The 24,960-nt window shown below is 41.5% G+C and carries 23 protein-coding genes; 11 read left to right on the plus strand and 12 right to left on the minus strand.

The window, feature by feature from the left end; genetic code table 11:
- Nucleotides 1-32 precede the first annotated feature (32 nt).
- On the minus strand, nucleotides 33-602 hold the full coding sequence (locus tag VK541_RS17640) for a DUF1543 domain-containing protein (RefSeq protein WP_324371668.1): 570 nt from the start codon (nucleotides 600-602) through the stop codon (nucleotides 33-35).
- Between the two features lie 85 nt (nucleotides 603-687).
- On the opposite strand from VK541_RS17640, the gene VK541_RS17645 reads away from it, so the two are divergent.
- Nucleotides 688-1,368: a hypothetical protein gene (locus VK541_RS17645; RefSeq protein ID WP_324371669.1), complete on the plus strand. Its 681-nt coding sequence runs from the start codon at nucleotides 688-690 to the stop codon at nucleotides 1,366-1,368.
- A 27-nt stretch (nucleotides 1,369-1,395) separates the two neighbouring features.
- Here VK541_RS17645 and VK541_RS17650 read toward each other — a convergent pair whose 3' ends face one another.
- The 3 genes from VK541_RS17650 to fumC are packed head-to-tail and all read right to left on the minus strand — an operon-like array spanning nucleotide 1,396 to nucleotide 4,114.
- Nucleotides 1,396-2,196, minus strand: a complete 801-nt coding sequence (locus VK541_RS17650) for a S1/P1 nuclease (protein WP_324371670.1) — start codon at nucleotides 2,194-2,196, stop codon at nucleotides 1,396-1,398.
- A gap of 16 nt (nucleotides 2,197-2,212) precedes the next feature.
- Complete coding sequence (locus VK541_RS17655) at nucleotides 2,213-2,704, minus strand: fumarate hydratase (RefSeq protein ID WP_324371672.1); 492 nt, start codon at nucleotides 2,702-2,704, stop codon at nucleotides 2,213-2,215.
- 12 nt (nucleotides 2,705-2,716) lie between these two features.
- On the minus strand, nucleotides 2,717-4,114 hold the full coding sequence (gene fumC, locus VK541_RS17660; RefSeq protein ID WP_324371674.1) for a class II fumarate hydratase: 1,398 nt from the start codon (nucleotides 4,112-4,114) through the stop codon (nucleotides 2,717-2,719).
- Nucleotides 4,115-4,375: 261 nt separating this feature from the next.
- On the opposite strand from fumC, the gene VK541_RS17665 reads away from it, so the two are divergent.
- On the plus strand, nucleotides 4,376-5,605 hold the full coding sequence (locus tag VK541_RS17665) for a serine hydrolase domain-containing protein (protein ID WP_324371675.1): 1,230 nt from the start codon (nucleotides 4,376-4,378) through the stop codon (nucleotides 5,603-5,605).
- On the opposite strand, the gene recG is transcribed toward VK541_RS17665, so the two are convergent.
- From recG to VK541_RS17690, 5 genes are all read right to left on the minus strand, one after another.
- A complete protein-coding gene (recG, locus tag VK541_RS17670; RefSeq protein WP_324371677.1) occupies nucleotides 5,602-7,707 on the minus strand; it encodes an ATP-dependent DNA helicase RecG in 2,106 nt (701 codons plus the stop codon). The two genes, VK541_RS17665 and recG, sit on opposite strands and share 4 nt — an antisense overlap.
- 4 nt (nucleotides 7,708-7,711) lie before the next feature.
- Nucleotides 7,712-8,629, minus strand: a complete 918-nt coding sequence (locus VK541_RS17675; protein WP_324371678.1) for an EamA family transporter — start codon at nucleotides 8,627-8,629, stop codon at nucleotides 7,712-7,714.
- 3 nt (nucleotides 8,630-8,632) lie between these two features.
- A complete protein-coding gene (locus tag VK541_RS17680) occupies nucleotides 8,633-9,013 on the minus strand; it encodes a RidA family protein (protein ID WP_324371679.1) in 381 nt (126 codons plus the stop codon).
- A complete protein-coding gene (locus VK541_RS17685) occupies nucleotides 9,010-9,150 on the minus strand; it encodes a DUF6728 family protein (RefSeq protein ID WP_324371680.1) in 141 nt (46 codons plus the stop codon). The genes VK541_RS17680 and VK541_RS17685 overlap by 4 nt, the downstream gene beginning before the upstream one ends.
- A 73-nt stretch (nucleotides 9,151-9,223) precedes the next feature.
- The gene (locus VK541_RS17690; protein ID WP_324371703.1) at nucleotides 9,224-10,552 is read right to left on the minus strand and encodes an OmpA family protein; all 1,329 of its coding nucleotides are present in this window, start codon (nucleotides 10,550-10,552) and stop codon (nucleotides 9,224-9,226) included.
- A 221-nt stretch (nucleotides 10,553-10,773) separates the two neighbouring features.
- On the opposite strand from VK541_RS17690, the gene VK541_RS17695 reads away from it, so the two are divergent.
- On the plus strand, nucleotides 10,774-11,484 hold the full coding sequence (locus VK541_RS17695; protein ID WP_324371681.1) for a glycosyltransferase family 32 protein: 711 nt from the start codon (nucleotides 10,774-10,776) through the stop codon (nucleotides 11,482-11,484).
- Between the two features lie 25 nt (nucleotides 11,485-11,509).
- The gene (locus tag VK541_RS17700; RefSeq protein ID WP_324371682.1) at nucleotides 11,510-12,385 is read left to right on the plus strand and encodes a glycosyltransferase family 2 protein; all 876 of its coding nucleotides are present in this window, start codon (nucleotides 11,510-11,512) and stop codon (nucleotides 12,383-12,385) included.
- Here the strand turns inward: VK541_RS17700 and meaB are convergent, their stop codons facing one another.
- Complete coding sequence (gene meaB / locus VK541_RS17705; protein ID WP_324371684.1) at nucleotides 12,386-13,282, minus strand: methylmalonyl Co-A mutase-associated GTPase MeaB; 897 nt, start codon at nucleotides 13,280-13,282, stop codon at nucleotides 12,386-12,388. It abuts the gene before it with no gap.
- Nucleotides 13,283-13,375: 93 nt separating this feature from the next.
- Here meaB and VK541_RS17710 point away from each other — a divergent pair, with 93 nt between their 5' ends.
- Complete coding sequence (locus tag VK541_RS17710) at nucleotides 13,376-14,173, plus strand: glycosyltransferase family 2 protein (RefSeq protein WP_324371685.1); 798 nt, start codon at nucleotides 13,376-13,378, stop codon at nucleotides 14,171-14,173.
- Nucleotides 14,174-14,177: 4 nt separating this feature from the next.
- Here the strand turns inward: VK541_RS17710 and VK541_RS17715 are convergent, their stop codons facing one another.
- Entirely contained in the window at nucleotides 14,178-14,897 is a 720-nt protein-coding gene (locus tag VK541_RS17715; RefSeq protein ID WP_324371686.1) for a glycosyltransferase family 2 protein, read from the minus strand.
- 178 nt (nucleotides 14,898-15,075) lie between these two features.
- Here VK541_RS17715 and VK541_RS17720 point away from each other — a divergent pair, with 178 nt between their 5' ends.
- Genes VK541_RS17720 through VK541_RS17745 form a run of 6 tightly spaced genes read left to right on the plus strand, consistent with a single transcriptional unit; the run spans nucleotide 15,076 to nucleotide 21,804 of the window.
- Entirely contained in the window at nucleotides 15,076-16,917 is a 1,842-nt protein-coding gene (locus tag VK541_RS17720; protein ID WP_324371687.1) for an ABC transporter ATP-binding protein, read from the plus strand.
- Complete coding sequence (locus VK541_RS17725; protein WP_324371688.1) at nucleotides 16,907-17,893, plus strand: glycosyltransferase; 987 nt, start codon at nucleotides 16,907-16,909, stop codon at nucleotides 17,891-17,893. Before VK541_RS17720 ends, VK541_RS17725 begins: the two co-directional genes overlap by 11 nt.
- A 35-nt stretch (nucleotides 17,894-17,928) precedes the next feature.
- On the plus strand, nucleotides 17,929-19,101 hold the full coding sequence (locus tag VK541_RS17730; protein WP_324371689.1) for a glycosyltransferase family 4 protein: 1,173 nt from the start codon (nucleotides 17,929-17,931) through the stop codon (nucleotides 19,099-19,101).
- Nucleotides 19,102-19,108: 7 nt separating this feature from the next.
- The gene (locus tag VK541_RS17735; RefSeq protein WP_324371690.1) at nucleotides 19,109-20,128 is read left to right on the plus strand and encodes a glycosyltransferase family 2 protein; all 1,020 of its coding nucleotides are present in this window, start codon (nucleotides 19,109-19,111) and stop codon (nucleotides 20,126-20,128) included.
- A gap of 54 nt (nucleotides 20,129-20,182) precedes the next feature.
- On the plus strand, nucleotides 20,183-21,034 hold the full coding sequence (locus tag VK541_RS17740) for an alpha-1,2-fucosyltransferase (RefSeq protein WP_324371691.1): 852 nt from the start codon (nucleotides 20,183-20,185) through the stop codon (nucleotides 21,032-21,034).
- A gap of 38 nt (nucleotides 21,035-21,072) precedes the next feature.
- Complete coding sequence (locus tag VK541_RS17745) at nucleotides 21,073-21,804, plus strand: DUF268 domain-containing protein (RefSeq protein WP_324371693.1); 732 nt, start codon at nucleotides 21,073-21,075, stop codon at nucleotides 21,802-21,804.
- A gap of 62 nt (nucleotides 21,805-21,866) precedes the next feature.
- Here VK541_RS17745 and infB read toward each other — a convergent pair whose 3' ends face one another.
- A complete protein-coding gene (gene infB, locus VK541_RS17750; RefSeq protein WP_324371695.1) occupies nucleotides 21,867-24,899 on the minus strand; it encodes a translation initiation factor IF-2 in 3,033 nt (1,010 codons plus the stop codon).
- Nucleotides 24,900-24,960: the final 61 nt, after the last annotated feature.

Consider the following 24,960-nt stretch of genomic DNA (forward strand, 5'->3'; position numbering starts at 1 on the left):
AACCATCAATCTATTCAAAACTAACTTATCTGTTACACAAAAGACTGATCCAGCTTCATATAACCCAGGTGTATTTGATCTTCAATTAAACCAGTCGCAGGACTGATTTGCAGTTTATATTTATTTTTCAAATCAGCCGGCAGCATGTCCGGTATCTCAAAGAAATCATCTATGTCAACACCAAATTTGTCGTCAATATGCGAAGAAGCCCCGGTGAATCCTGTATGCTTGTAAAAAGCGGATTCCTTTGCCTTCTGAATGGCAATGGCTTTACTTTCGGCAACTACCAGCATTTTGTAATGAAACTCATCAAATTCATTCAGTTTATAACCGCCAAGATTGAAAAAGAAAAGTTTAAACGGTTGCACTTCAGCTTGCTCGTTTACCTCAACGACTTGTATTTGATATCCGTCAGCTGCTGTTACACAACGCCAGGCATCCAAGTGGATCTTCCCATTTGCCTCCGGCCAAAAATCAATGATCTCCTGTTTCAAATCATTGATTGAAGTGCCTATGCTAAAGTATATATCATGCTGCTCTGTGTGCCGGTCCTTGGGTGTACAGCCTAACATGATCATAAATAATTTAGGAGATGTTGTCATACGATTACTTTATGTTTAACGCTTTGTAAAAATAGAGCAAAACATTTAAAAAACCTGATTTGTTAATATCAAAATGAATTGCAGTATGTTATCATTAATACAAATTCCTTCCGACGGCGGCTCCTTATATGCAGAAACAAATCTTAGCCGGTTTTTCCCTGAACCGTTAAATGCGATCACCTCCTTTTTCTTTCTGGGAATCGCTGTATTCTGGACACTAAAATTAAAGGGCAGGTACAAATCACATCTATTTTTAAGCGTAGCACTTGGGTTTTTGTACATCGGCGGAATAGGCGGCACACTGTATCATGGACTGCGCCAATGGAGCTTGTTTATCCTAATGGATTGGCTGCCCATTCTGTTATTATGCATATCTGCAGGCGTATATTTTTTATCCAAGTTGATAAAATGGAAATATGCATTATTGCTGGCACTGGTTTATATAGTCATACAATTTTTTTTTAGGAGTACCATGAAAGCCAATCCACACCTTTTCATCAATATTAACTATGCGGTTATGGCACTCGTAGTATTACTCCCGGTAGCGGGCTATTTAAACCGTACCGACTGGCTACATGGAAAGTGGGTTGGGCTGGCCCTCGTCGCCTTTATGATTGCACTGACTTTTAGAATTGCAGATAAATGGCATCTGTTTAATTTTGGAACACATTTCTTGTGGCATACCTTTGGCGCGGTCGCCTCATTTTGTATGTTCAACTTTATTTACCTGATCAATGCCGGAAAAGATAAAAATTTACCTCATTAATGTTAGGTCAATCATTAACATTTTTCATTATTTATAAGTGTCGTTTAGGATATTAGCCAGGCAAATCCCCCCTTTTAACAACTGTTCATTTAAAAGCCCGACAAAGTCAAAATTGTATTTATAGCTCAATTTATCTTCGGCCTTAGTATTTGCGTAGATTTTGTTGCAGGCCACATATGAACCATAAACAAAATCCTTAAGAGAAGCGCTTTTCCAGGCGTTCAGCTGGTCTTTTGTCGGATGGTCGATTGCGGCAGCATACTCGGTATAACTAAGTTCCTGGTACCCGATCAGCGACTCATCCCAAACTCTATGTAAATTGGATTTTTCACCAAACCAGGTTACATATACTTTATTTCCCCCAAGATCGTCCTTTCTGGCAGTATGCATTGGCTGGTTCAGGTCACCGACCAAATGGATCAATAACCGAAGCGCCAGTTTTTTTTGATCAGCAGTACTTTTAGTGTCTTTTAGTACGGCGATCATCTCCGGTATCTTGTTATAAACGTTAGCCGCCTTTTCTTCATCTAAAAAAGCATCAACTCCCCGTTTGTCCAGTCCTTCAGGCAGGTTTACAAAATGCCAGTTATAGAGATAATTGTAAGCAGGGTCTGACTTTATAAAATCTCCCCAGTTACTTGCCATTGCCGTACTTTCATCACCCAAAATTGCCCTGAGCGCCTTCCGGGCTTTAGCACTTAAATGATTCTCTGCTATTTGTCCGACTATCCGGTGCCCGAGCATTCCCCAGGCGCCCGCTGTCACCGGAACGTAACTGAACACAATGGCAATGATCACAATTTTAAATATGCTGTTAATTTTCTTCATATCATTTAATTTAACCCTATAGTGGCTGTGGTATACACATTATCTTTTGTTCTAGCTTCAGGCTGATCTCTCTTTGGTTCCCGGTATTCTCAAGCATCAGTTTCGCTTGCTCATTGTGATCAATCTTAAAGCTTTTAATGTACTGCCCGATTTGATAGCAGCCTGAAATCTTTTGCTTATAGTTAGCCTTGGTATAAGTTCCCGCTAAAAAAAGCGTATCTGCCCTGACCAGGTAAGTTCCTTTTGCATATTCCCTCCAAATACCCTTATTGTAACAGGAATCCTCGTAATAATTAACACTGGATCGGGTAGTAAGATCAACATAGAATGAATCACAGGTAAATTTGAATTTATGCTGTGTATAATTCAATAATTTGTCTGAGTTCGCGACACTGTCCTGATTCCACACACCCTGTAGAAATTCTGTGCCTTTGCCCTGTATATCCGGCAGCCTCGTGCATGCAGTCAGGCTGCACAGAATTAAAAAGGAAAAGAATAGAATGCGCATAGCGTGCTTTGCCTATTTCAAACTTCCAACCATATCTTCCGGACGCACCCATTCATCAAACTGGTCCGGTGTCAGCAGGCCAAGTTCCACAGCAGCCTCTTTTAAAGTTTTATTTTCCTTATGGGCTTTTTTTGCAATTTTAGCTGCATTCTCATAACCCACATGCGGGTTGAGGGCGGTAACAAGCATGAGGGAATTCTGCAGATGTTTTTTAATCTCAGGCAGGTTTGGCAAAATACCTTCTGCGCATTTATCATTAAATGATACGCAAGCATCTCCAATCAATCTTCCAGACTGCAATACATTAGCTGCAATAACCGGTTTAAAAACATTCAATTCAAAATGTCCGCTACAGCCTCCTATGCCGACGGTAACATCATTACCCATTACCTGGGCACAAACCATAGTCATTGCTTCCGGCTGAGTAGGATTTACCTTACCTGGCATAATTGATGATCCAGGTTCATTATCCGGAATAATAAGCTCTCCTATTCCGCAACGGGGGCCTGAACTCAGTATCCTTATATCGTTAGCAATTTTCATCAGTGAAACTGCAGCACGTTTATATGCGGCACTTAGTTCGACCATAGCATCATGTGCGGCCAAAGCCTCAAATTTATTTGGGGCAGTTACAAAAGGAAGGCCTGTCAGCTCTGCTATCTTTTGCGCAACCAAAATGTCATATCCTTTAGGAGTATTTAGTCCTGTTCCAACAGCAGTACCGCCCAAAGCGAGCTCACAGACCATCACCAGTGCGTTTTTAACTGCACGGATACCATTGTCGATTTGTTGTACATATCCCGAAAATTCCTGACCCAGCGTTAATGGAGTAGCATCCATAAAATGAGTGCGGCCCGTCTTTACGATATCGTTAAATTCCACTGCCTTTTTATGCAACGTGTTACGTAACTTTTCAAGACCAGGAATAGTGACTTCTACTGCCTGTTTATATGCAGCAATATGCATCGCTGTAGGATAGGTGTCATTTGACGACTGTGATTTGTTAACATCATCATTCGGGTGCAATATTTTTTTGTCATCGCTGAGCTGGCCGCCGTTTAATACATGGGCACGATTGGCAATTACCTCATTTCCATTCATATTACTTTGGGTTCCTGAACCTGTCTGCCAGATCACTAATGGGAACTGGTCATCAAGACTTCCGGCAATTACTTCATCACAAGCCTTTGCGATCAAATCCGATTTTTCTTTTGATAAAACACCAAGCTCATTATTTGCAAGTGCAGCTGCCTTTTTTAAATAACCGAAAGCATGGATAATTTCTTTTGGCATCGAGGCCTCCGGACCAATTTTAAAGTTATTTCTTGAACGTTCAGTTTGAGCACCCCAATATTTGTCTGCCGGTACTTGTACCTCACCCATTGTATCGTGTTCTATTCTAAAACTCATAGTATTTCTTTGTTGTAATTTTTGCACCTAATTTATTTTATATAATCCTGCCCGGCCTCATCTGAAATATTCCAAAGCTGAACGCTATCTTTACTGACAAATTTAGTTTTTTTGGATTTAAAGCACTGGATTTATATCAGATATTTGGATTCGTTACATAAATCAGTTTTTATCGTGACAAAGCAGGCAATGTTTAAAACTCTTTTGCGTTAAAAGGGTTATAATCCTTAATTTTCCGGCTTCAAACTGTTTGTATAATTCATGACTTATCGCAATACATTAGCCGTGGCTGCATTGGCCACTTTTTTATTTATAGCTTGTTCAAATTCCAAAAAGGGAGACACTTTAAAAACCCCGTCCAAAGAGCGAACAGTTGATGACGATAAGGCCGACAGCCTGCTTTTAAGATATGATCCGGCCAAGGGCGACAAATGGATTGCTGACTTTGTTTACAACCTGCACAAAAAATATGGCTTTAACGGAAATATGCTGGTTGCCAGGGACGGCAAGATCCTCTATGAAAAAGCAATTGGCTGGGCAGACTATCTGCACAGGGACAGTCTCAGGATCAATTCTGAATTTGAACTGGCATCCGTCACCAAAACATTTACAGGTACGGCAATATTACAGCTGATAGAGCAAGGAAAGCTCTCACTGACAGATGATGTTAAAAAGTTTTACCCAAATTTTCCTTACGAGGGGATTAACGTTAAGCTGCTTCTGACGCACCGCAGCGGCATGATGAATTATGTGTATTTTATCGATGACATCTGGCGCAAAGAGAGACGCGATATGAAAAAAGGGGTATCCAACCAGGATGTCATGCAGGTTATAGCAGACAAAAAACCGAATCCTTACGCCCGGCCTGATACCCGTTTTCACTACAATAACTCCAACTATATGGTACTGGCTGCCATCATCGAAAAAGTAACCGGCAAATCTTATGCAGATTATATGATGGAAAATATTTTTAAGCCTGCAGGAATGAAGCATACACATGTGTATTCCACAACAGTCTACCCTAAGATCCCGGTTGATGTGGTAGGCCATGACCGTACCTGGAGGTATTCTGTGGCACAAAATTTCCTGGATGGCCCTGTCGGGGATAAAGGCATTTACAGCACCCTTCATGATCTTATCTTATTCGACAAATCATTGAAAAATGGCAGGTTATTAAAAAAACAGAGTCTGGACTCCGCCTATACTGGTCACAATAAAGCGATAAACGGTCATTTTAACTACGGCTATGGCTGGCGCATATTTGATGGAGACAATGCCCGTAAGGTAGTATATCATACCGGATGGTGGCATGGATTCAGACACATCTATGTGCGCGATGTGCAGAAAAATATTGTAATTATATTTTTGGGAAATCTGACAAATGGCAGCCTGCTGCATTTGGACGAACTCTATAAATACCTTAAAACGCCGATTATTCGCAAAGGCGCTTATTCGGGTTCAGGATCACTGCCAGGAAGCGACGAAGACTAAGATATTTTATCAAAGGCTATCCCTCTGCTCCTTTTTGAAAGGTAGGTTTTTAGCAGGCTGTTTTTAGGGAGCTCCAGTTGGGGATCTTCCCTCAATATCTCTATTACCGTATTCCGGGCTTCCTGCAAGATCAGCTGATCTTTTGCCAGGTCTGCAAGCTTCAGTTCCAGCACGCCGCTTTGCTGTGTGCCCGCAATATCGCCCGGTCCCCGCAATTGAAGGTCAATTTCGGAGATCTCAAAACCATTATTGGTCCTTACCATCGTTTCCAACCTTAATTTGCCTTCTTTACTTAGTTTGCTGCCCGACATCAATATGCAAAAAGATTGTTCAGCTCCCCTGCCTACACGCCCGCGAAGCTGATGCAATTGAGATAAACCAAACCGCTCCGCATTTTCTATGACCATAACGGAAGCGTTTGGAACATTTACACCAACTTCTATTACTGTAGTAGCCACCATGATCTGACTTTTACCGTCAATAAATTGCTGCATTTCAAATTGTTTATCGGTATTGCTCATTTTGCCATGCACAATGCTGATCTGGTATCGAGGCCTGGGAAACTGGTAGCTCATCTGTTCTATTCCCGCCTCCAAATGCAGAAGATCCAGTTTTTCGCTTTCTTTGATCAGCGGATAAACAACATAGATCTGCCGGCCTTTTGCGATCTCTTCCTTCATAAAGCCAAACATCCTTAGTCTCTGGCCCTCATAAAGATGTTTTGTTTCAATGGGTTTCCTGCCGGCAGGCAGTTCATCAATCACAGACACATCCAGATCTCCATATAAAGTCATGGCCAGCGTACGTGGTATCGGAGTGGCAGTCATGACCAGAATATGCGGCGGAATTATATTTTTTCTCCATAGCCGGGCCCGTTGCTCCACACCGAAACGATGCTGCTCATCAATGACCACAAAACCCAGATTTTTGAATATAACTTTATCTTCTATCAAAGCATGAGTACCCACCAGGATATCAATTTCGCCAGACTCCAGCTCTTTGTGGAGTTGCGTTCGCTGTTTCTTTGTCGTACTTCCGGTGAGTATTGCCACGCTGACCAGGCGACCTTTCAGCAAAGACGTCAAAGACTCGTAGTGCTGACGTGCAAGGATCTCCGTAGGGGCCATCATGCAGGCCTGGTAGCCATTATCATTAGCAAGGAGCATACTCATTAAGGCGACAGCTGTTTTGCCGCTTCCTACGTCACCCTGCACCAGTCTGTTCATCTGAATTCCACGCTGGGTGTCCAGCCTGATTTCTTTGATCACCCTTTTTTGTGCATTCGTCAATTCAAATGGAAGTATGTCCTTATAAAAAGTGATTATCCTTTCACCCACCACACTAAACAAATGCCCTTTAAACCGAAGTTCCCTTTGCTGTTTATTGTGGAGCATCTGCAGCTGGATAAAAAACAACTCCTCAAATTTCAACCTGCGTTCTGCATGTTTTAATGCGCTGAGATTCTTTGGAAAATGTATGTTCAGCAGCGCCTCATTCCTAACCGGCATCTTATATTTTTCAAGAACATGCGATGGAATGGTTTCTCTTATTTCCCGAAGAAATTGTTCGATCACTGCGGCTTGTAACTTTTGTATTCCCTTGCTATCCAGAAAGGATTTCTTCAGTTTATCCGTAGAATGGTAAACCGGCTGAAGCGTTAAATTACCTGTGATAGTAGCAGGTCGCGGGTAATTCTCGAGTTCGGGATGTGAAATGCTGTAGGCACCGTTAAATACCGCCGGTTTACCAAAGACAATATAGACCTTGCCCCTGATCACGTTTTCATCAACCCATTTTAAACTTTGAAACCAAACCAGTTCAATGCTGCCGGTATCATCTGTCAGCCGGGCAACTATTCGTCTTTTATGTTTCTCTCCGATCAATTCCTTGCTGGTGATCCTTCCTAATATCTGGACATAAGGAAGGTCCGGATCCAGTTCATTAATCTTGTAAAACCTGGTTCTGTCTATGTAGCGGAATGGAAAGTGACTCAGTAAATTTTCGCAGGTAAAAATACCGAGCTCCTTTTGAAGAAGTTCAGCCCGTTTAGGACCGACCCCTTTAAGAAATTCTATGGCAGTATCTAAGCTGGAGGCAAACAAAACTTTAGTTATTTTTCAATGATCTTTTAAATGTAGTGATATCTTTTATTATGCCCCAGTTAAATACGAGAACTGAAGCCAGCAGTAAGCCATATGCCACCAGTTTATAGGAATCAATATGCTCATTAAAATAAAAAATAGCAACAGTAAAGGCTATAATGGGATTGATGTAAATTATGATGCCAAGCGTCGAAGAAGGGATCCCGATTAATGCATAAAGACTCAGGAATAGCGGTATGATTGTAAAAACAACCGCCACCACAACAATATTTCCCCAAAACCACATCGTCGACGGAACTGCCCCATGCCCGATTAAATAAAAGGGCAGCATGATTAAAACTGCCAGGCCGATCTGGACTGCCAATACATTCAGCTTATCCAGATGCTTCATTCTCCGCTGAAGAATGAGATAAAGCGCATACAACAGCGCGATCACTACCGACCAGGTCACTTCAACAAAAGATCCCGATCCAAGAAGAACGATACTGAGCAATGCGATACCCAATGAAATGAGCTTCAACCTGGACAGCTCTTCCTTTAATAGCACAAAACCCCCAAAAGCAGTAAGCAGGGGACATACCATATAGGCAAAAGCGGCCGATTGCAAACTCACATTGTTGACTGCATAGATATAAGTATACCAGTTTAATGTCAGGAAAACAGTAGAAGCCAGAATTTGGATGAGGATAGCATGCCGGTCTTTTTTTGAGATGCCTTTAAAGTAGGTCAGGTCTTTCTTAAGCGCTTCCCTTCTAAAAAGCAGAATCGATATCCAGATAAATACCACAGAGGTAAATATGCGGTAATACAGGATCTCCTCAGAGGGAAATGCTTTAAGATTTCGCAACGGGATTGAAAAAAAACCCCAGATGGCAAACGACAATATTCCTGCAAAAAAATACCTGAGGTTAGATCCCCGCAAAACCTACGCTTTATAAGCTGTCATAGAAATCTCCACATTTACCCCTTTAGGCAAGCCCTTAACAGCAACAGTTTCCCTTGCCGGAAAATTACTTTCAAAGTATGATCCGTATATCTCGTTGACTTCAGCAAAAAGATTCATGTCAGACAAGAAAATAGTGGTCTTCACTACATCCTCAAAACCATACGAAGCCTCCAGCAAAACGGCTTTGATATTTCTCATCACCTGGTGCGTTTCTTCATGGATCGAAGAGGAGATTACCTCGCCATTAGATGGGTTAATGGCTACCTGTCCCGACATAAATAAAAAGCCATTGGCGATCACTGCCTGACTATAAGGCCCAATGGGGGCGGGTGCATTTGTAGTATTTACTATTTCATTCATTTTAACAGGATCATGTCAATTAGTTTCCATATTACTCCCGCCAGAAACACAGTTATCGCCAGTGCATTAATAAAATGCATTATTTTAATATTGGTATTGGTCGGCCTGTTGGGGTCTCTTTTTCTAAACAGATACATATGTACCACAAACTTATATAAAAAAAAGGGGGCTTCAAATCTGAAGCCCCCTTTTTTTATCGATTAAAAACGCTTAGTTTCTAGCAGTCTCAACACGACGGTTTTGGATACGACCTTCTTCAGTATCGTTAGAAGCAATTGGGTTAGCTTCACCATTACCTTTAGTAGCAACCTGACTAGCGTTAACACCAGTGTTAACTAAGTAAGTTTTAACTGAATTAGCTCTGTCTTTAGACAATTTCAGATTGTATGCAGCAGTACCTTCGCTTGAAGCGTAACCATTTACAGCTACCTTACCACCGTTTTCACGCAATACTGAAGATAATTTATCTAGAGTTGGATAAGCTTCAGTTTTTAAAACTGATGAGTTAAACTCAAATTGGATAGTTTCAAAACCAGTTACACCACTAACGGCAGTTGTAGGCTCTGGAGCTTTAGGTAGAGGACATCCTGAACCATCAACAGCAGTACCTGCAGGAGTACCCGGGCATTTGTCAAACTGATCAGAAACACCGTCACCATCAGAATCTTTTTTCAGATCTTCAATTGATTTCTCAACGTTAGCAACACGGTTTTTCAAAGCCTCAACTTCCTGACGCAATGTAGGATCTTTCAATTCATCATACATCAAAGCAAGTGGGTTAGCCCAATCCAGGTTTGGTTTAGAACTAGAACCTAAAGAGAATTCTAAACCAGCGTAGCCGTAAGAGAATTTATCTTTAGAAGTTCCTTTAGCATAAAGACCATCAAAGTTATCAGCATCAACGAAGTGCATGGTATAACCCAAGTTAAATGATACACGATCAGAAACTTTAAATTTAACACCAGCTCCTACAGGAATGTATTGCTCTTTGATGTAATCTTTGTCGCCATCATCACCCCAAGTTCCTTTTTTGTCAACGCCGTCCAATTTAGGATTGTAAACAACCGCACCATAACCCGCAGTTACGAAAAAGTTCATTGCGTTCTCACGGTGTAAGAAATCAACAGAACCGATGTTCACAACACCTCTTAAGTCAACAGCATAACCGATTTCAGTTTCGAAATTTTTGATTCCGTTTACAGATCCAGAAGCGTTAGCATCTTCGTTATCTCCAGAAACTTTTCCGCGGAATAAGTTACCTTCTAATCCAAATGCATGGCTTAATTGTTTTCTCAAAGAGATACCGTAACCCAATTCTGGTTTCCAGTTGGTAAAGTCATTCGATCCGCCTACGATGACAAATGGAGATAAAACACCACCATTTACACCTAGTGACCATGTTCTGTACTGCCCGCTACCACCAAATACCTTGGCAGAAGAGGAAGTCATAGTAGAATCCTGTGCGCTAGCGATGGAAGTAGCTCCCATCAATGCAACAAAAGAAACTGCCAGACCCTTTTTTAAAGTAGAATAATTCATAATTTTCTTTTTTAAGGTTAAACAAATTTTAAATTGTATAATTTTTTTGTGTAGCAAAATTAAACAAATTTTTAATTTCTCAAAACACTTATGCAAACTCCGTTCCAAACTTACAAATCACCGATAATTAATCAATTTTATCCAAAATCGGCTTTAAACCCGCAGCGTAACAAGAAGTCTTTTTTTCAGGAGTCCTTTTTTTAAGACATTCCTGTCAATTATTGCTATACAGCTTAAAAAACAATACTTTTACCAATTCTACGAATCAGGATATGCCCATACCAAAGATCATACATCAGACTTTCAAGTCTTCGAATTTACCCTTTTTAACCAGATGGCAGATCTCCAGATTGCGAAAAAAAAATTTAAATTATCAGTATGAATTTTACAATGATCAGCGTATTGAGCGTTTTATCTCACAGGAATTTGACCAGGATACCTTAAATCTCTACCAAAAACTGAACATCGGTGCAGCCAAGGCCGACTTCTTCAGGTATGCAGTACTGCTGAAAAAGGGAGGGGTGTATATTGATATTGACAGCACAATAAACGGAAAACTCGATGATTTTATCCTTCCCGGTGATTCTGCCATCATTTCTTCAGAAAAAAACCCCGGTTTGCTGGTCCAGTGGGCTCTTATATTTGAACCCAATCATCCATTTTTAGAAAAAACACTCCAGCTTGTACTGGAAAACATCCGTCAAAACGCCTATCCACATGACGTGCACAAAATGACCGGTCCAAGTGTTTATACCGAAGCTGTGAACCAGTGTATCGCCGCCAATCCGGACATTGCATACCGCAGGTTAGGTATTGATTATAACGGGCACTTAAGATTTAAGTATCTTTTCAGCAAGCTGCTCTACCAAAGAGGTGAGCACTGGAAAAAAATGCAATTGACCAGACCTGTGCTTAAACAGGGCAATCCATAAACTCAACTAACCCGATCTAAAAAACATGAAAGTTGCAGGCTTCACATTTATCAGAAACGCAGTAATCAACGACTATTCTATCGTCGAGGCCATCAACTCCATCCTGCCGGTCTGTGATGAATTTGTAGTTGCCGTTGGCAATTCTGACGATGGCACCAGGGCACTCATTGAAAACATAAATTCCCCCAAGATCAGGATCATTGACACGGTGTGGGACGAAACCCTGAGACTGGGAGGCGCGGCATTTGCCGAGGAGACAGACAAAGCATTTTCAAATATTTCCGAAGATGCAGACTGGGCATTTTATATCCAGGGCGATGAATGCGTTCATGAAAATGATTTGCCCCTGATCCGCCAAGAAATGGAAGAAGCACTTCATGACCCTGAAATTGAAGGCTTACTGTTCAAATACAATCATTTTTACGGATCTTACGACTATATCGCGGAATCCAGGAGATGGTACAGAAGAGAGATCCGGGTCGTTAAAAGAAATCTAAATGTCCATTCTTACAAGGATGCGCAGGGATTCAGAATTGATGACCGCAAGATAAAAGTCAAACTTATCGATGCATACATCAATCACTATGGCTGGGTAAAACCCCCGCATGGACTACTTAGAAAAAAACAAAACTTCAATTTATTTTACGATGAAAATGCAACTACAGAAACTATACCCGAAACTGCATCTTTTGACTACGGAAATGCCGACCTTCTTATTCATTTCAAAGGCACGCATCCTTCAGTAATGCTGGAGCGTATCAAGTCGGTCAACTGGAAATTTGACTTTGATCCTACCAGGGCCGCCAGAAAATTAAATTTCAGAAGACGTCTTTTAGAAAAAATATACCAGCTCACAGGGATAAGGATCGGTGAATATAAAAATTACAGGATAGTCAGATAGCTACTTTTTTTCAAGCCCCTGTACAAACTTATACAGGTTGAAATCAGCTGATGCCATTTCCCGAGAGATCAGCAGCTGCAATTCTTCCTTTCGCATATCTTTCATCCTGAAATTCTGGATTAACCTGAAGGCTTTTTCAGCATAAAGATGCGGTTTCAGATTGTTCTTTGCGGGCACAAAACTTTCTACCCATTTCAGCAGATCATCTATCCCTTCATTTTTGTCTGCGACTGTTTTAAATACCGGAATGGCCACTTTGCGCTGATGAAGCATCTTCGTGAGGTTTCCAGCGAATGCTGATGCCCCCTCCCGGTCTGCCTTATTTACGACAAAAGCGTCTCCGATTTCCATTAATCCCGATTTGATGTGCTGTATTTCATCCCCTGCTTCAGGCACGAGCACGACCATTGTTAGATCAGCCAGACCGGCAATCTCAATTTCAGATTGTCCAACTCCTACTGTTTCCACAATGATGTGATCAAAGCTCCCTGCTTTCAGAACATCTGTCATTTCAATGATCTTTGCCGACAGGCCGCCTACCGATCCCCTGGTGGCAACAGAACGGATAAATACATTGGAATTATTAAAGTGAGCAGACATCCTGATCCGGTCTCCAAGCAATGAACCTAAATTAAACGGAGAGGTAGGATCAACAGCCAGTATAGCAATCCGCTTTCCTTTCTCAGCAAGCTTTGTAATCAGGGCATTGACAAGTGTACTTTTACCTGCTCCGGGCGGACCAGTCACACCGATTATCGGAGTCTTTGAGTTTGCCGGTAAACTGATCAGGATTTCCTTACCCCCTTCCAGCTCATTTTCTACCAAAGTCAGTGCCCTGGCCAGCGACAGAAAATCCCCTTTTCTGATTTCAGCTGTGAGTTGTCCGGCCCTTTTCATTGTGCATTTTTACTTGCAAAGAAGCAGAATATATATTCCTTAACAAAAATTAAATGATGTAAATTTGCAGATTATTCGACAATACCCCCAATAATGCAAAAAAAAAGTTTAACTGTTGCTTTATTAATTTCGACGTATAACTGGCCTCAGGCCCTGGAACTGGTATTGCTTAGCCTTTCCCGACAAACAAAGATGCCGGATGAGATCATCATTGCAGATGATGGCTCAAAAGACGTGACAAAACAACTTATTGAAAGGTTCAGATCTGAACACAAGCTTCCCATCAAGCACATCTGGCACGAAGACAAGGGTTTTAGAAAAAGCCTGATCTTAAATAAAGCCGTTAAAGAAATTGCCTCTGATTATATTGTGGAGATCGATGGTGATATCATTGTTCATCCTAAATTTATTGAAGACCACATAAAAGCAGCGCAGCCAGGATATTTTGTACAGGGAAGCCGGGCAATGATCACAGAAGAAAAAAGCAAAGAGATCCTGAATACAAAAGAAATCAGTTTTTCTGTTTTCTCTTCCGGTCTGTACAGCCGGTTCAATGCTTTAAGAGTACCAATTCTGACCCCTGTTTTTATTTTAGACCCATCCAATCCCTTTCATGTGAAGGGCTGCAATCTTGCTTTCTGGAAAAAAGATTATATCTCGGTAAACGGTTATTTTAATGGGTTTGAAGGATGGGGGGGCGAAGACTATGAATTTGCTGCCCGATTACTGCACCTGGGTATAAAAAGAAGACGGTTAAAGATGGCTGCTTTGGCATTTCACATCTACCATAAAATAAATTCAAGGGCCAATACAGTTCCTAATGATCTGATCTACCAGAAAACACTTGCAGAAAAGCGTACTTATGCCAGCAATGGATACCAGGAAACTTAGACGGTTAGTCCCTGTTTTTTAACCTGTCTTTAAATCTTCTGAACAAATAGCGTACAAATAATTTCAATCCCATTCCCTTTCGGATCAGCCTGGATTTATCCCGGGCGAAGGCAAGGTCCTCATGCAGGGATGAAAACCCACCCATATTGTAACTCACAATCTCAATCGGGTGAAACTCTCTTTTGTAGCCTGCGTCTCCCCACAACCTGATATTAAGCGCATAATCAGCAAGGACCTTATATTTCAGCTTATATCTGTAGTTTTCAAATGTTTTCGCAGGATACAAGATCGACTGATGGTTCATACAATACTTTGCCAGTCTGTAAGGGCTGAATTCTCCCTGCAACAACCCATAAGGATCGGGAGGTCTGTCCCCGAAAAAAGGCTTGCTGTTGCCATAATAAACCGTATCCTCTTCGACCAATTTAGACCCCAGTTCAGAAAACCCGGGCAGCAGTCTGTCGTCGGATCCTAAAAAATAGAGCCATTTTCCGGAAGCCATAGACACACCCTTATTGAAAGCATCATAAATTCCCTTATCGGGTTCGCTGACCCACTTGATCTTACAGGCAGAAAAATCAGACAACACAGACAGTGTTTCATCCTGGCTCCCGCCGTCTATCACGATTACTTCAAGTGGTAAGAAAATATGTGGTTCGATTGACTTCAAACACCCTGCGATGTCTTTTCCGGCATTGTTTGTCGCTATAATGATGCTGATCAAACAGCGTCGGTTTGGTTCGTTTAACATTTATATTATTGCCAGTACTGTTCTGGCAAGCTCCCTATTCAAATCTACTTTTTTAATTTTGATACCGTGTCATTTTGTTACGACAATTCTATTTTAAAGCAAAATAGGTCAATAAATTAACTATGCGTAACTTAGCGGTTTAATTTTTTTGATGAAAACATACTTCAGATTACTTTCTTTTGCTAAACCAATAGAGAAATATGCTATCCCATATGTAATAGCTACCATCATTGCCACCTTTTTCAATACCTTTAATTTTACATTGCTTTCACCGCTGCTCAACACCATTTTCCTGCAAAAGGACCAGCCTGTAAAAGATCCTTCTCAAACAAATGATGCCGCATCTTCCTGGGATCTGATGGCAACATATGATGAATATGTGCATACCACTATCGCCAAATATGGTGACTGGTACACACTTCAGGCGATCTGCGGAATTATTCTTTGTTCAGTATTATTATCCAACCTCTTCAAGTACATCGCACAACGCTATATGGAAGACCTCCGGGTACACACCCTGTTGAATTTTCGCAAAAGTGTGTTCAATAATGTAATGAACCTTCATCTGGGTTATTTCAGCAACGAACGTAAGGGAGACATCATTTCCAAAGTAGCGTCTGATGTACAGGTAGTTCAATTCACAGTTACTAACACGCTTCAGGTGGTATTTAAAGAACCCCTTCAGCTTATATTTTATATCGTCGTCTTGCTTGGAATATCAGTAAAACTGACCTTATTTTCACTTTTAGTCATCCCGATCTCCGGATACATCATTAGCAAAATAGTGAAACGGCTTAAGCACCAGGCCAGAGAAGCACACGAGAGCTTTGCAAAAATGATTGGCTTTCTGGATGAAGCCCTGGGAGGAATAAGGATCATCAAGGCCTTCAATTCCACACAGAGAATAAAAGACAAATTCCACAGTGAAAACGTTTTTTATTCTAACATAAACAGAAAAATGGCACGCAGGCAGCAGCTGGCATCACCTGTCTCTCAAACACTGGGCGTACTTGTGATGGTATTCATTGTGCTTTATGCAGGTAAAATGATTCTCACCGAAGGAGACAAATCAGCCCTTAGTCCTGCAGCATTTGTAGTTTATATCGCGGCATTTTCCCAAGTCATGCAACCCATAAAAGCGCTTACCGATTCCTTCAGCGGAATCCATTCCGGTATTGCTGCCGGTGTACGTGTTCTCGAGCTGATTGATACAAAACCAGATCTGGCCGACAACAAAGATGCCGTCGGGATCCAGGAATTTAACGATTCCCTCCGCTTTGAAAATGTTTACTTTAATTACGGTGAAAAAGAGGTTTTGAAGAATGTGAACCTGACCATAAGGAAAGGGCAGACAGTTGCGCTGGTAGGCCCCTCAGGTGGAGGAAAAAGCACGATGATGGACCTGATCCCCAGGTTTTATGATCCTAAATCCGGAAACATCTTTATTGATAACATTAATTTCAAAGACCTTAAAACGGATAGCATAAGGGCACAAATGGGAATCGTCAACCAGGAATCAATTCTTTTTAACGATACCATATACAATAATATCTCGTTTGCTAAACCAGATGCTATTAAGGAAGAAGTCATTGAGGCCGCCAAAATAGCAAACGCCCACGACTTTATCATCAGCACGGAAAATGGATATGATACCAATATAGGGGATCGGGGCAACAGGCTGTCCGGCGGACAAAAACAGCGGATCTGCATTGCCAGGGCGGTGCTTGCCAATCCGCCAATCATGCTGCTGGACGAAGCAACGTCTGCACTGGATACCGAATCCGAAAAGCTGGTGCAGGAAGCACTTTACAGCCTGATGAAAAACCGGACTTCGATCATCATTGCCCACAGACTGAGCACCATTCAGCATGCTGACCAAATCGTGGTGATTGATCAGGGTGAGATCAAAGAAACCGGAAGTCATTCGCAGCTGATCAAACATAACGGGTTATATAAACGTCTTATCGATATGCAAACCTTCAATGAGGAATAACGAATTAGAAAAAGGCGTCTCTGTAATACTATGTACTTATAATGGTGCACAAAGACTTCCTGAAACCATTGCACACCTTGCCGCTCAGGTTGTGCGCCCCGGCGTTAAATGGGAGGTCATCTTCATCGACAATGCTTCTTCAGACAATAGCGCAGCTGTAGCTTTTGCAGAATGGGAAAAACACAAGGTAGAGGGCGTTGGTTTTAAAATAGTTACTGAAAGCACTCCGGGCAAGCTGTTTGCTTTTCAGAAAGGAATAAATCTCGCTAAATATGAACATTTTATTATCTGCGACGACGACAACTGGCTAAACCCGGATTATTTGAACATTGCATCGGAAATTCTTGAAAAAAATCCTGACATTGGTGCTGTTGGGGGGCAAACCATCGCTGTTACAGAAGACAACATTCCTTTACCTGACTGGTTTGAAACATTTAAAGAGGGCTATGCAGTAGGCGAGCAGGCAGCGAAAACTGGCGATATCAGTTCCAGGGGCCACCTTTGGGGAGCAGGGCTAACCTCCAGGACATCATTGTATCTTGAAGCCTATCATGAACTTCCCTCCATATTGCTGACCAGTAAAGATCAAAAAATTCTATCAACAGAGGATACTGAATACTGCTTGCGTCTGGTATTAAAGGGTTATCAGTTATACTATGATTCGCGGCTCACATTAAAGCATTTCATTCCGAAAGCAAGACTGACCTTAGCTTATAAGGATGGTCTTTATAAAAATTTCGCCAATGCGCATAGCTTGCTGGAGCGGTACTATCTTTCCATAAAATTCGGCAGAAACAACAAACTGAACATTGCTGACAAAATAAGACTGACTGTGGTCACGCCTTTTAGATTTGCATTTGCTTCTTCGAAGGAAAAGCGGACAAAACAAAGGGTCATACTCAGCTACCTGCTCCCCGCTATGTTTAAAGCAGACCCCATAACCGCTAAAATCAGAACCTTTATCATGAACGATTAGTTGTTGAGCCCGGTCTCAATAATTTAAAGAACACTATGCTTAAAAAGATTAAGAAAATTGCGGAAAACATCAGGGACCTGCTGAAGTATCCCACCATTCATAAGGAACTCTCCAAAAAAAGAGACCTTTATTTTTTCTTTCCATCATGGTCGTTTGGAGGTGCAGAAAGAGTTCATGTAGATATTATGAATATCTTCAGTGACCCAAAACCACTTTGCTTTATTACAGACAGGTCTATATCAAATGGATTCAAAAAAGAGTTTGAAGCTGCGGCTGACACGATCAATCTGGGCCGCTGGTCCGAAAAAAAACAATTTAAGCGGCATCTTTTTAAAAAGCTGGCAGAAGCAATAAACTCACAAGAACACCCTATAGTGTCCGGGTGGTGCAGCAAGTTCATGTATGATTTAATTCCGCTCCTTGCACCTCATGTTAAAGTAATTGATATCATTCATAATTTTATGGACGACGATAAGGGAATAGAATGGTATAGTATCCCGCACATTCCCAGGTTAGATAAAAGGATTTTGGTTGGGAAAGGGTTAGTTCAACAATTTCAAAAATTATATGAGATCAATCACATCCCGAATGAATACCTCAACAGATTAACGGTCATTCAAAATAAAATTGCATTTGACAATCACTTTCCTGTGAAGAATTATGATGGCATATTGCAAATCCTTTTCATCGCCCGGAATAGTCCCGAAAAAAGGCCTGATGTACTGATCAGGATTGCTGAAATCTGTCATCAGCTAAATCTCCCTGTTGAATTTAAAATTATAGGAGATTTTAAACCAGAAGAAACGGCTATTCCACCGAACGCTGTCCTTATTGGGGAGGTTCACGATAAGACTACTTTAAATAACTATTACAAAGACGGACATTTATTATTGCTCACCTCACACAGGGAAAGTTGGGGGCTCGTTGTTTTTGAAGGGATGAATATGGGCGTTGTACCGATATCAACCAATGTCGGCGAGCTTTCAAATTACATTTCCATCGAAAAAGAAAATGGAATTCTCGTTGAAAATCTCAGTAACGCAGAGGATCTTGCAATGTTATTTGTTGAAAAGCTGGAATTTTTTATCAAAAATAGACCGCTGTTATCGAAATTTAGCAACAATGCTTTTAATACCATAAAGCAACTCTCCAATGAGTGTGATTTTGACGCCGCCTACAGAAGGGAATTGTCTGTAGAGATTAAATAATATCAGCATGAACCCGAAAATAACAGTTTTTATGGCTGCTTACAATGCAGCAAACTATATAAATGAGTCAATTCAAAGTATTTTAGATCAAACTTTTGAAGACTTTGAATTATTGATCGTGAATGACGGTTCCACAGACGAAACAGTTGACATCATAAATAATTTTAAAGATTCCAGGATCAGGCTGCTTCACAATGATAAAAACCGGGGTTTAACCTATACCAGGAATATCGTTGTAAATGAGGCCAGGGCTGAGTACATTGCCATATTAGACAGTGATGATGTCGCTATCCATAATCGCCTGGAACTTCAATATAATTTCTTTCAGGAACACCCGGATTTCGCATTATGCGGCGGACATGGCACAGTTATCGACGAAGCGGGTAACCCTGTCGCTGACAACCGCTTTACTGTTCCTGTCGGCTCAGACAAAATAAAAATGACACTGCTCTTTTACAATACATTTATCAATTCAACGGTAATGTATAAAGCTGCGGTCTTAAAAGAATTAAACGGCTATAATGACTATGCCCCGGCTGAGGATTATGAACTGTTTATACGTATTTCGGATAAATACCCTGTAGCCAATCTGGATTCCATTCTGGTAAAATACAGACTCCATAGCAGCAATACTTCCCTGGTACAATCTGAAACCGGCCGGGCAAAAGTTCATTCAATCAAAGAAAAACAACTGACCAATCTTCAAATAACCGCTGACAAAAAATTAACCGATACATTTTTTAGTTTATTAGAATGGGACTACAGTGCGTCTGATTTCACAGACTATCTTTCTTTATTCACTAAATTAAAGGCGGCAAACAAATCTTTGAATAAATACCCTGAAATACCATTTGAAATAATGTTGTTTAACCGCTGGTTTGAAATAATTTGCGTAAAAAAAGCTAAAATGAATGCACTTTCGTTACTATTGAATAAGAATATTTTTAAATGGTCTTACGTAAATTTTCGTCAGTTTAGAAAAGCATTTAAGCTTTCAATCAGAGGGATAGGTCAATTATCTACATAAAAGATGGTTGCTAAACAATATCTGCACATAATTTAAAATAGTACGATCGATTCAATGAAAATTATCAGATTTCTGGGTGGTTTAGGCAATCAAATGTTTCAATATACATTGTATAAAGCTTTGCAAGACAAATTCCCTAATGTTAAGGCCGATTTGCAGGGTTATAATGACTACCCGTTACACAATGGGTTTGAGCTGGAGAATATCTTTGATCTAAAAATAAACAAGATCTCCTCATTTACAAGTAATTTATATTGCAGCAGAAAATGGATTTACAGAAAACTTCGGAGACTGTTTGGTCTCAAGAATACTTACATCGAAGAAAAAACCCTCTTTTCGTTCGACGCGGCTATTCTGAATAACCAGAGAACAGCATACTATTGGGGCTATTGGCAAAATTTTGATTATTTTAAAGATATTGCCAACGAAATAAAAAACGATTTTCAGTTTAAATCCCCTCTATCTAAGGAAAATCAGCAAATTTTGGAACAGATTAAACTCAAAAATAGTGTTTCCCTTCATATCAGAAGAGGAGACTACCTCAAAGACCCGCTTCTTGGGGGATTATGTGGCCCTGAGTATTATAAACAAGCGATCAGCCACATCCAATCCAATTTAGCGTCTCCCAGTTTCTTTATTTTCTCTGATGATATCCTCTGGTGTACAGAAAATTTAAACCTTGATGACTGTACCTTTATCTCCTGGAATAAAGGACCCTCCAGCTACATTGACATGCAATTAATGAGCGCCTGCAAGCATAACATTATTGCGAACAGCAGCTTCAGCTGGTGGGCAGCCTGGCTTAACCCGAACCCAACCAAGATTGTCATCGGTCCTAAAAAATGGGTAAATGACAATGATCCGAATGTCAGTATGTCATTTCCTCAAAACTGGATCAGCTTCTGATTCCTTCATTAAGTATCAAACAAAAAAAATATGTTATTATGCTGAAAATATTTAAGAGAAGTTCAAAAAAAAAATCACGGTTTCAAGATCAGTATATCCAGCTGCGTGAACTGGAAAAGGAAACAAAAAAGCGTTTTACACTCGAAGAGCGTGATTTCTATCCCTGTTTAGATGACAACACCGCAGAAACAGGCTTTGACAGGCACTATGTGTACCACCCTGCCTGGGCAGCGAGGATATTAAAAGCCACCAATCCGGCCAGGCATATTGACATCTCCTCCACCCTGCATTTTTGTTCCATTTTGTCGGCATTCATTCCTGTGGATTTTTACGATTACAGGCCAGCAAATCTACATTTAGACAATTTCAATTCCCTGGCCGGGGACCTTATGAATTTACCATTCCCATCCGGATCCGTGGAGTCCCTGTCTTGTATGCATACCGTCGAACATGTGGGCCTTGGCAGGTATGGTGATCCTATGGATTATAATGGTGACGTCAGAGCTATAAATGAATTAAAAAGGGTCCTGGCTCCAAACGGAAATTTGCTGTTTGTAGTTCCTCTGGGCGCAAGGGACATCATCTGTTTCAATGCACACCGGATATACACAAAAGGACAGGTCGTAGACCTTTTTGCCGGTCTGGAATTAAAAGAATTTGCCCTTATTCCGGAAAATGAAAAAGATGGAGGACTGATCGTCAATCCTGACCGGGAACTACTGGATTCTCAATTTTACGGTTGTGGCTGTTTCTGGTTTACAAAGCTATAGGATTGTGTAACAAAAAAGGCTGTCAATTATAGACAGCCTTTCATTTAATATTATAATATTGATTATAACTTACGTTTCACCTCTACTTGTTCATAAGCTTCCACGATATCCCCTACTTCAATATTATTAAAGTTTTGGATATTCAATCCGCATTCATAACCTCTTGCTACCTCTTTCACATCATCTTTATAACGTTTCAGTGAAGCCAGCTCACCGGTATAAATTACCACACCATCTCTTACGATACGGATCTTACTGTTACGGGTGATCGTTCCATCGAGCACCATACAGCCGGCAATAGTACCCACTTTGGTAATCTTGAATGTGTCCCTGATCTCCACATTGGCAGTGATCTTCTCTTCGAATTCAGGAGCAAGCATACCTTCCATCGCCGCCTTGATCTCATTGATTGCATCGTAGATGATCGAGTACAAACGGATATCGATTTGTTCAGCCTCAGCCAGTTTACGCGCTCCCGGCGAAGGACGGACCTGGAAACCGACAATGATCGCATCCGATGCTGAAGCCAGCAATACATCCGATTCGGAGATCTGTCCCACAGCCTTACTGATTACATTGATCTGGATCTCTTCAGTAGAAAGTTTCAGCAATGAATCCGATAACGCTTCAATAGAACCATCCACATCACCTTTGATGATCAGGTTGAGCTCTTTAAAGTTACCGATAGCCAAACGGCGGCCGATCTCATCCAGTGTAATGTGTTTCTGAGTACGAAGACCCTGCTCACGCATCAATTGCAAACGCTTGTTCGCAATCTCTCTTGCTTCAACCTCACTTTCCATCGCATTAAACTTATCGCCCGCAGTAGGTGCACCCTGCATACCCAGTACCTGTACCGGTACAGAAGGACCTGCTTTATCAACTTTTTGTCCCCGTTCGTTAAACAGCGCTTTTACACGTCCGCTATAACTTCCCGCTAAGATAGGATCACCGATCTTCAGTGTTCCTGCCTGAACAAGAACTGTAGTTACAATACCACGTCCTTTATCCAGGGTAGCTTCAATTACACTACCTGTAGCACGTTTATCAGGATTTGCGGTTAGTTCCAGCAATTCTGCTTCCAGTAATACTTTTTCCAAAAGCAGGTCTACGTTCAAGCCGCTCTTACCTGATATTTCCTGAGACTGGAATTTACCACCCCAATCCTCTACCAGGATATTCATTATGGAAAGCTGTTCACGGATCTTATCCGAATTTGCTCCCGGTTTATCTATTTTTGTAAATGCGAATACCAAAGGCACGCCCGCAGCCTGTGCGTGGTTGATCGCCTCTTTCGTTTGAGGCATCACCGCATCATCCGCTGCGATCACAATGATCGCAATATCCGCTACCTTGGCACCACGTGCACGCATGGCCGTAAAGGCCTCGTGACCCGGAGTATCCAGGAAAGTAACTTTTTTACCGGTTGGTGTGGTTACCATATAGGCACCAATGTGCTGGGTAATACCACCGGCCTCACCAGCTACCACATTTGCTTTACGGATGTAATCCAGCAATGAGGTCTTACCATGATCGACGTGACCCATAATGGTTACCACCGGAGCTCTCGGCAACAAGTCTTCGTCTGAATCTTCCTCTTCAATGATCACATCGCTTTCATCGTCCGGCTTAACGAATTGAATTTCGTAACCAAACTCATCAGCAACAATTGTTAAAGTTTCTGCATCCAGACGCTGGTTGATCGACACAAACATTCCTAAACTCATACAAGTTGCGATGATCTTTGTCACCGGCTCATCCATCATGGATGCCAGTTCATTTGCCGTAACAAATTCCGTGACCTTTAAAACTTTGGATTGCAGTTCCTGCTCCATTGCTGCTTCATCAGCAGAAAGGGCCACATCATCACGCTTCTGACGGCGCAATTTTGCACGCTGGGCAAATTTACCGGATTTACCGGCACCGCTCAAACGGGCAAGTGTTGCCTTGATCTGATCCTGTATTTCTTTTTCCGTAGGTTCTTCCTTAGGTCCGCCCGCCGGTGCACCCGGCTTGCTGTTCCTGAAGTTAGGCCTGTTGGCTGTATTGTTTGTATTGTTCCTGAAATCTGGTCTGTTTCCAACCGGAGCTGCAGGTCTTTGCTGACCAGGCTGTGCGCCTTGTCCGGTCTGTCCGCCTTGTTGAAAACCACCCGGGCTTTGCTGGCCCTGACCTGGCTGTCCTCCCGGAGTCTTTTTGCGTTTACGTTTTCTTTTTGCATCTGCACTATCGGCAGACGAAGCCACCGGCTGCGATTTACGGTCGGGTGTAACAGGCAATGTGATCTTGCCAATAATATTTGGTCCTGACAATTTTACCGAACGTGCTTTGATCACTTCGTTATCATCAGCCTTCGCAGGCGCTTTAGGCTCGGGTGCAGTTACGGGCTCTGTTTTAGCAGCGGGAGCAGGTTCAGTTGGTTTTGCAGCTTCAACCGGTTTAACGGCTTCGGCAGGCTTCGCTTCTTCAGCAGGTTTAGGTGCTTCGGCCTTCACCTCAGCAACTGCCGCAGGCTGTTGTTCAGCTACCGGTTTTTCTTCCTTAACTTCTTTTGGTGCCTCTTCAGCAACAGGAGCTTTAGGTTCTGCCGGAGCCGCAGGAGCTTCCTCTTTTTTAACTGGCCTTGTTTTAGAATTCAGATCATCAAGGTTGATCTTACCTATTATCTTTACACCTGGCAACGCACCTTCTTCTGCTTTGTCCTCAGGTTTTTCGGCCTGAACAGGAGCCGCCGGTTTTGCGGGAACTTCTTCTTTTGGTTTTTCAACCGGAGGTGCATAGGAATGAAGGTTTTTAACTAAAATCCCCTCATTTTCAAATTCAACATTTTTTCTAGGTGCCTCAGCGACTTTTTCAGTCACTTCCGGCTCATCACGACGGATTTTACCAATAACAATCTGATTGGCTTCTTCTTTTACGATCTTATCGCCCTGAAACTCTTTTAACAGTGCATTGTACATGTCACGCGAGAGCTTTGTAGTGGGTTTATTCTCAACAGAAAAGCCTTTCTTTTCCAGGAACTCAACGGCCGTAGCAATCCCTACGTTAAGTTCCTTAACTGCTTTAAATAAAATTATTGGTTTGTCGTCTGACATTGATATCCTCTTTTTTCTTTAATTCTTATACAAAAGTAACGTTTATTCTTATTTATTTCAT

Source organism: Pedobacter sp. (assembly GCF_035317785.1).
GTDB lineage: Bacteria > Bacteroidota > Bacteroidia > Sphingobacteriales > Sphingobacteriaceae > Pedobacter.

What these genes read in the sequence shown, in the direction of transcription:
- VK541_RS17655 (WP_324371672.1), bottom strand. Translation starts at nt 2,704, where the DNA reads ATGCGCATTCTATTCTTTTCCTTTTTAATTCTGTGCAGCCTGACTGCA.
- VK541_RS17730 (WP_324371689.1), top strand. Translation starts at nt 17,929, where the DNA reads ATGCTTAAAAAGATTAAGAAAATTGCGGAAAACATCAGGGACCTGCTG.
- VK541_RS17700 (WP_324371682.1), top strand. Translation starts at nt 11,510, where the DNA reads ATGAAAGTTGCAGGCTTCACATTTATCAGAAACGCAGTAATCAACGAC.
- meaB (WP_324371684.1), bottom strand. Translation starts at nt 13,282, where the DNA reads ATGAAAAGGGCCGGACAACTCACAGCTGAAATCAGAAAAGGGGATTTT.
- VK541_RS17650 (WP_324371670.1), bottom strand. Translation starts at nt 2,196, where the DNA reads ATGAAGAAAATTAACAGCATATTTAAAATTGTGATCATTGCCATTGTG.
- VK541_RS17740 (WP_324371691.1), top strand. Translation starts at nt 20,183, where the DNA reads ATGAAAATTATCAGATTTCTGGGTGGTTTAGGCAATCAAATGTTTCAA.
- VK541_RS17640 (WP_324371668.1), bottom strand. Translation starts at nt 602, where the DNA reads ATGACAACATCTCCTAAATTATTTATGATCATGTTAGGCTGTACACCC.
- VK541_RS17685 (WP_324371680.1), bottom strand. Translation starts at nt 9,150, where the DNA reads ATGTATCTGTTTAGAAAAAGAGACCCCAACAGGCCGACCAATACCAAT.
- VK541_RS17745 (WP_324371693.1), top strand. Translation starts at nt 21,073, where the DNA reads ATGCTGAAAATATTTAAGAGAAGTTCAAAAAAAAAATCACGGTTTCAA.
- VK541_RS17645 (WP_324371669.1), top strand. Translation starts at nt 688, where the DNA reads ATGTTATCATTAATACAAATTCCTTCCGACGGCGGCTCCTTATATGCA.
- infB (WP_324371695.1), bottom strand. Translation starts at nt 24,899, where the DNA reads ATGTCAGACGACAAACCAATAATTTTATTTAAAGCAGTTAAGGAACTT.
- VK541_RS17710 (WP_324371685.1), top strand. Translation starts at nt 13,376, where the DNA reads ATGCAAAAAAAAAGTTTAACTGTTGCTTTATTAATTTCGACGTATAAC.
- VK541_RS17735 (WP_324371690.1), top strand. Translation starts at nt 19,109, where the DNA reads ATGAACCCGAAAATAACAGTTTTTATGGCTGCTTACAATGCAGCAAAC.
- VK541_RS17720 (WP_324371687.1), top strand. Translation starts at nt 15,076, where the DNA reads ATGAAAACATACTTCAGATTACTTTCTTTTGCTAAACCAATAGAGAAA.
- VK541_RS17725 (WP_324371688.1), top strand. Translation starts at nt 16,907, where the DNA reads ATGAGGAATAACGAATTAGAAAAAGGCGTCTCTGTAATACTATGTACT.
- VK541_RS17665 (WP_324371675.1), top strand. Translation starts at nt 4,376, where the DNA reads ATGACTTATCGCAATACATTAGCCGTGGCTGCATTGGCCACTTTTTTA.
- VK541_RS17690 (WP_324371703.1), bottom strand. Translation starts at nt 10,552, where the DNA reads ATGAATTATTCTACTTTAAAAAAGGGTCTGGCAGTTTCTTTTGTTGCA.
- VK541_RS17680 (WP_324371679.1), bottom strand. Translation starts at nt 9,013, where the DNA reads ATGAATGAAATAGTAAATACTACAAATGCACCCGCCCCCATTGGGCCT.
- fumC (WP_324371674.1), bottom strand. Translation starts at nt 4,114, where the DNA reads ATGAGTTTTAGAATAGAACACGATACAATGGGTGAGGTACAAGTACCG.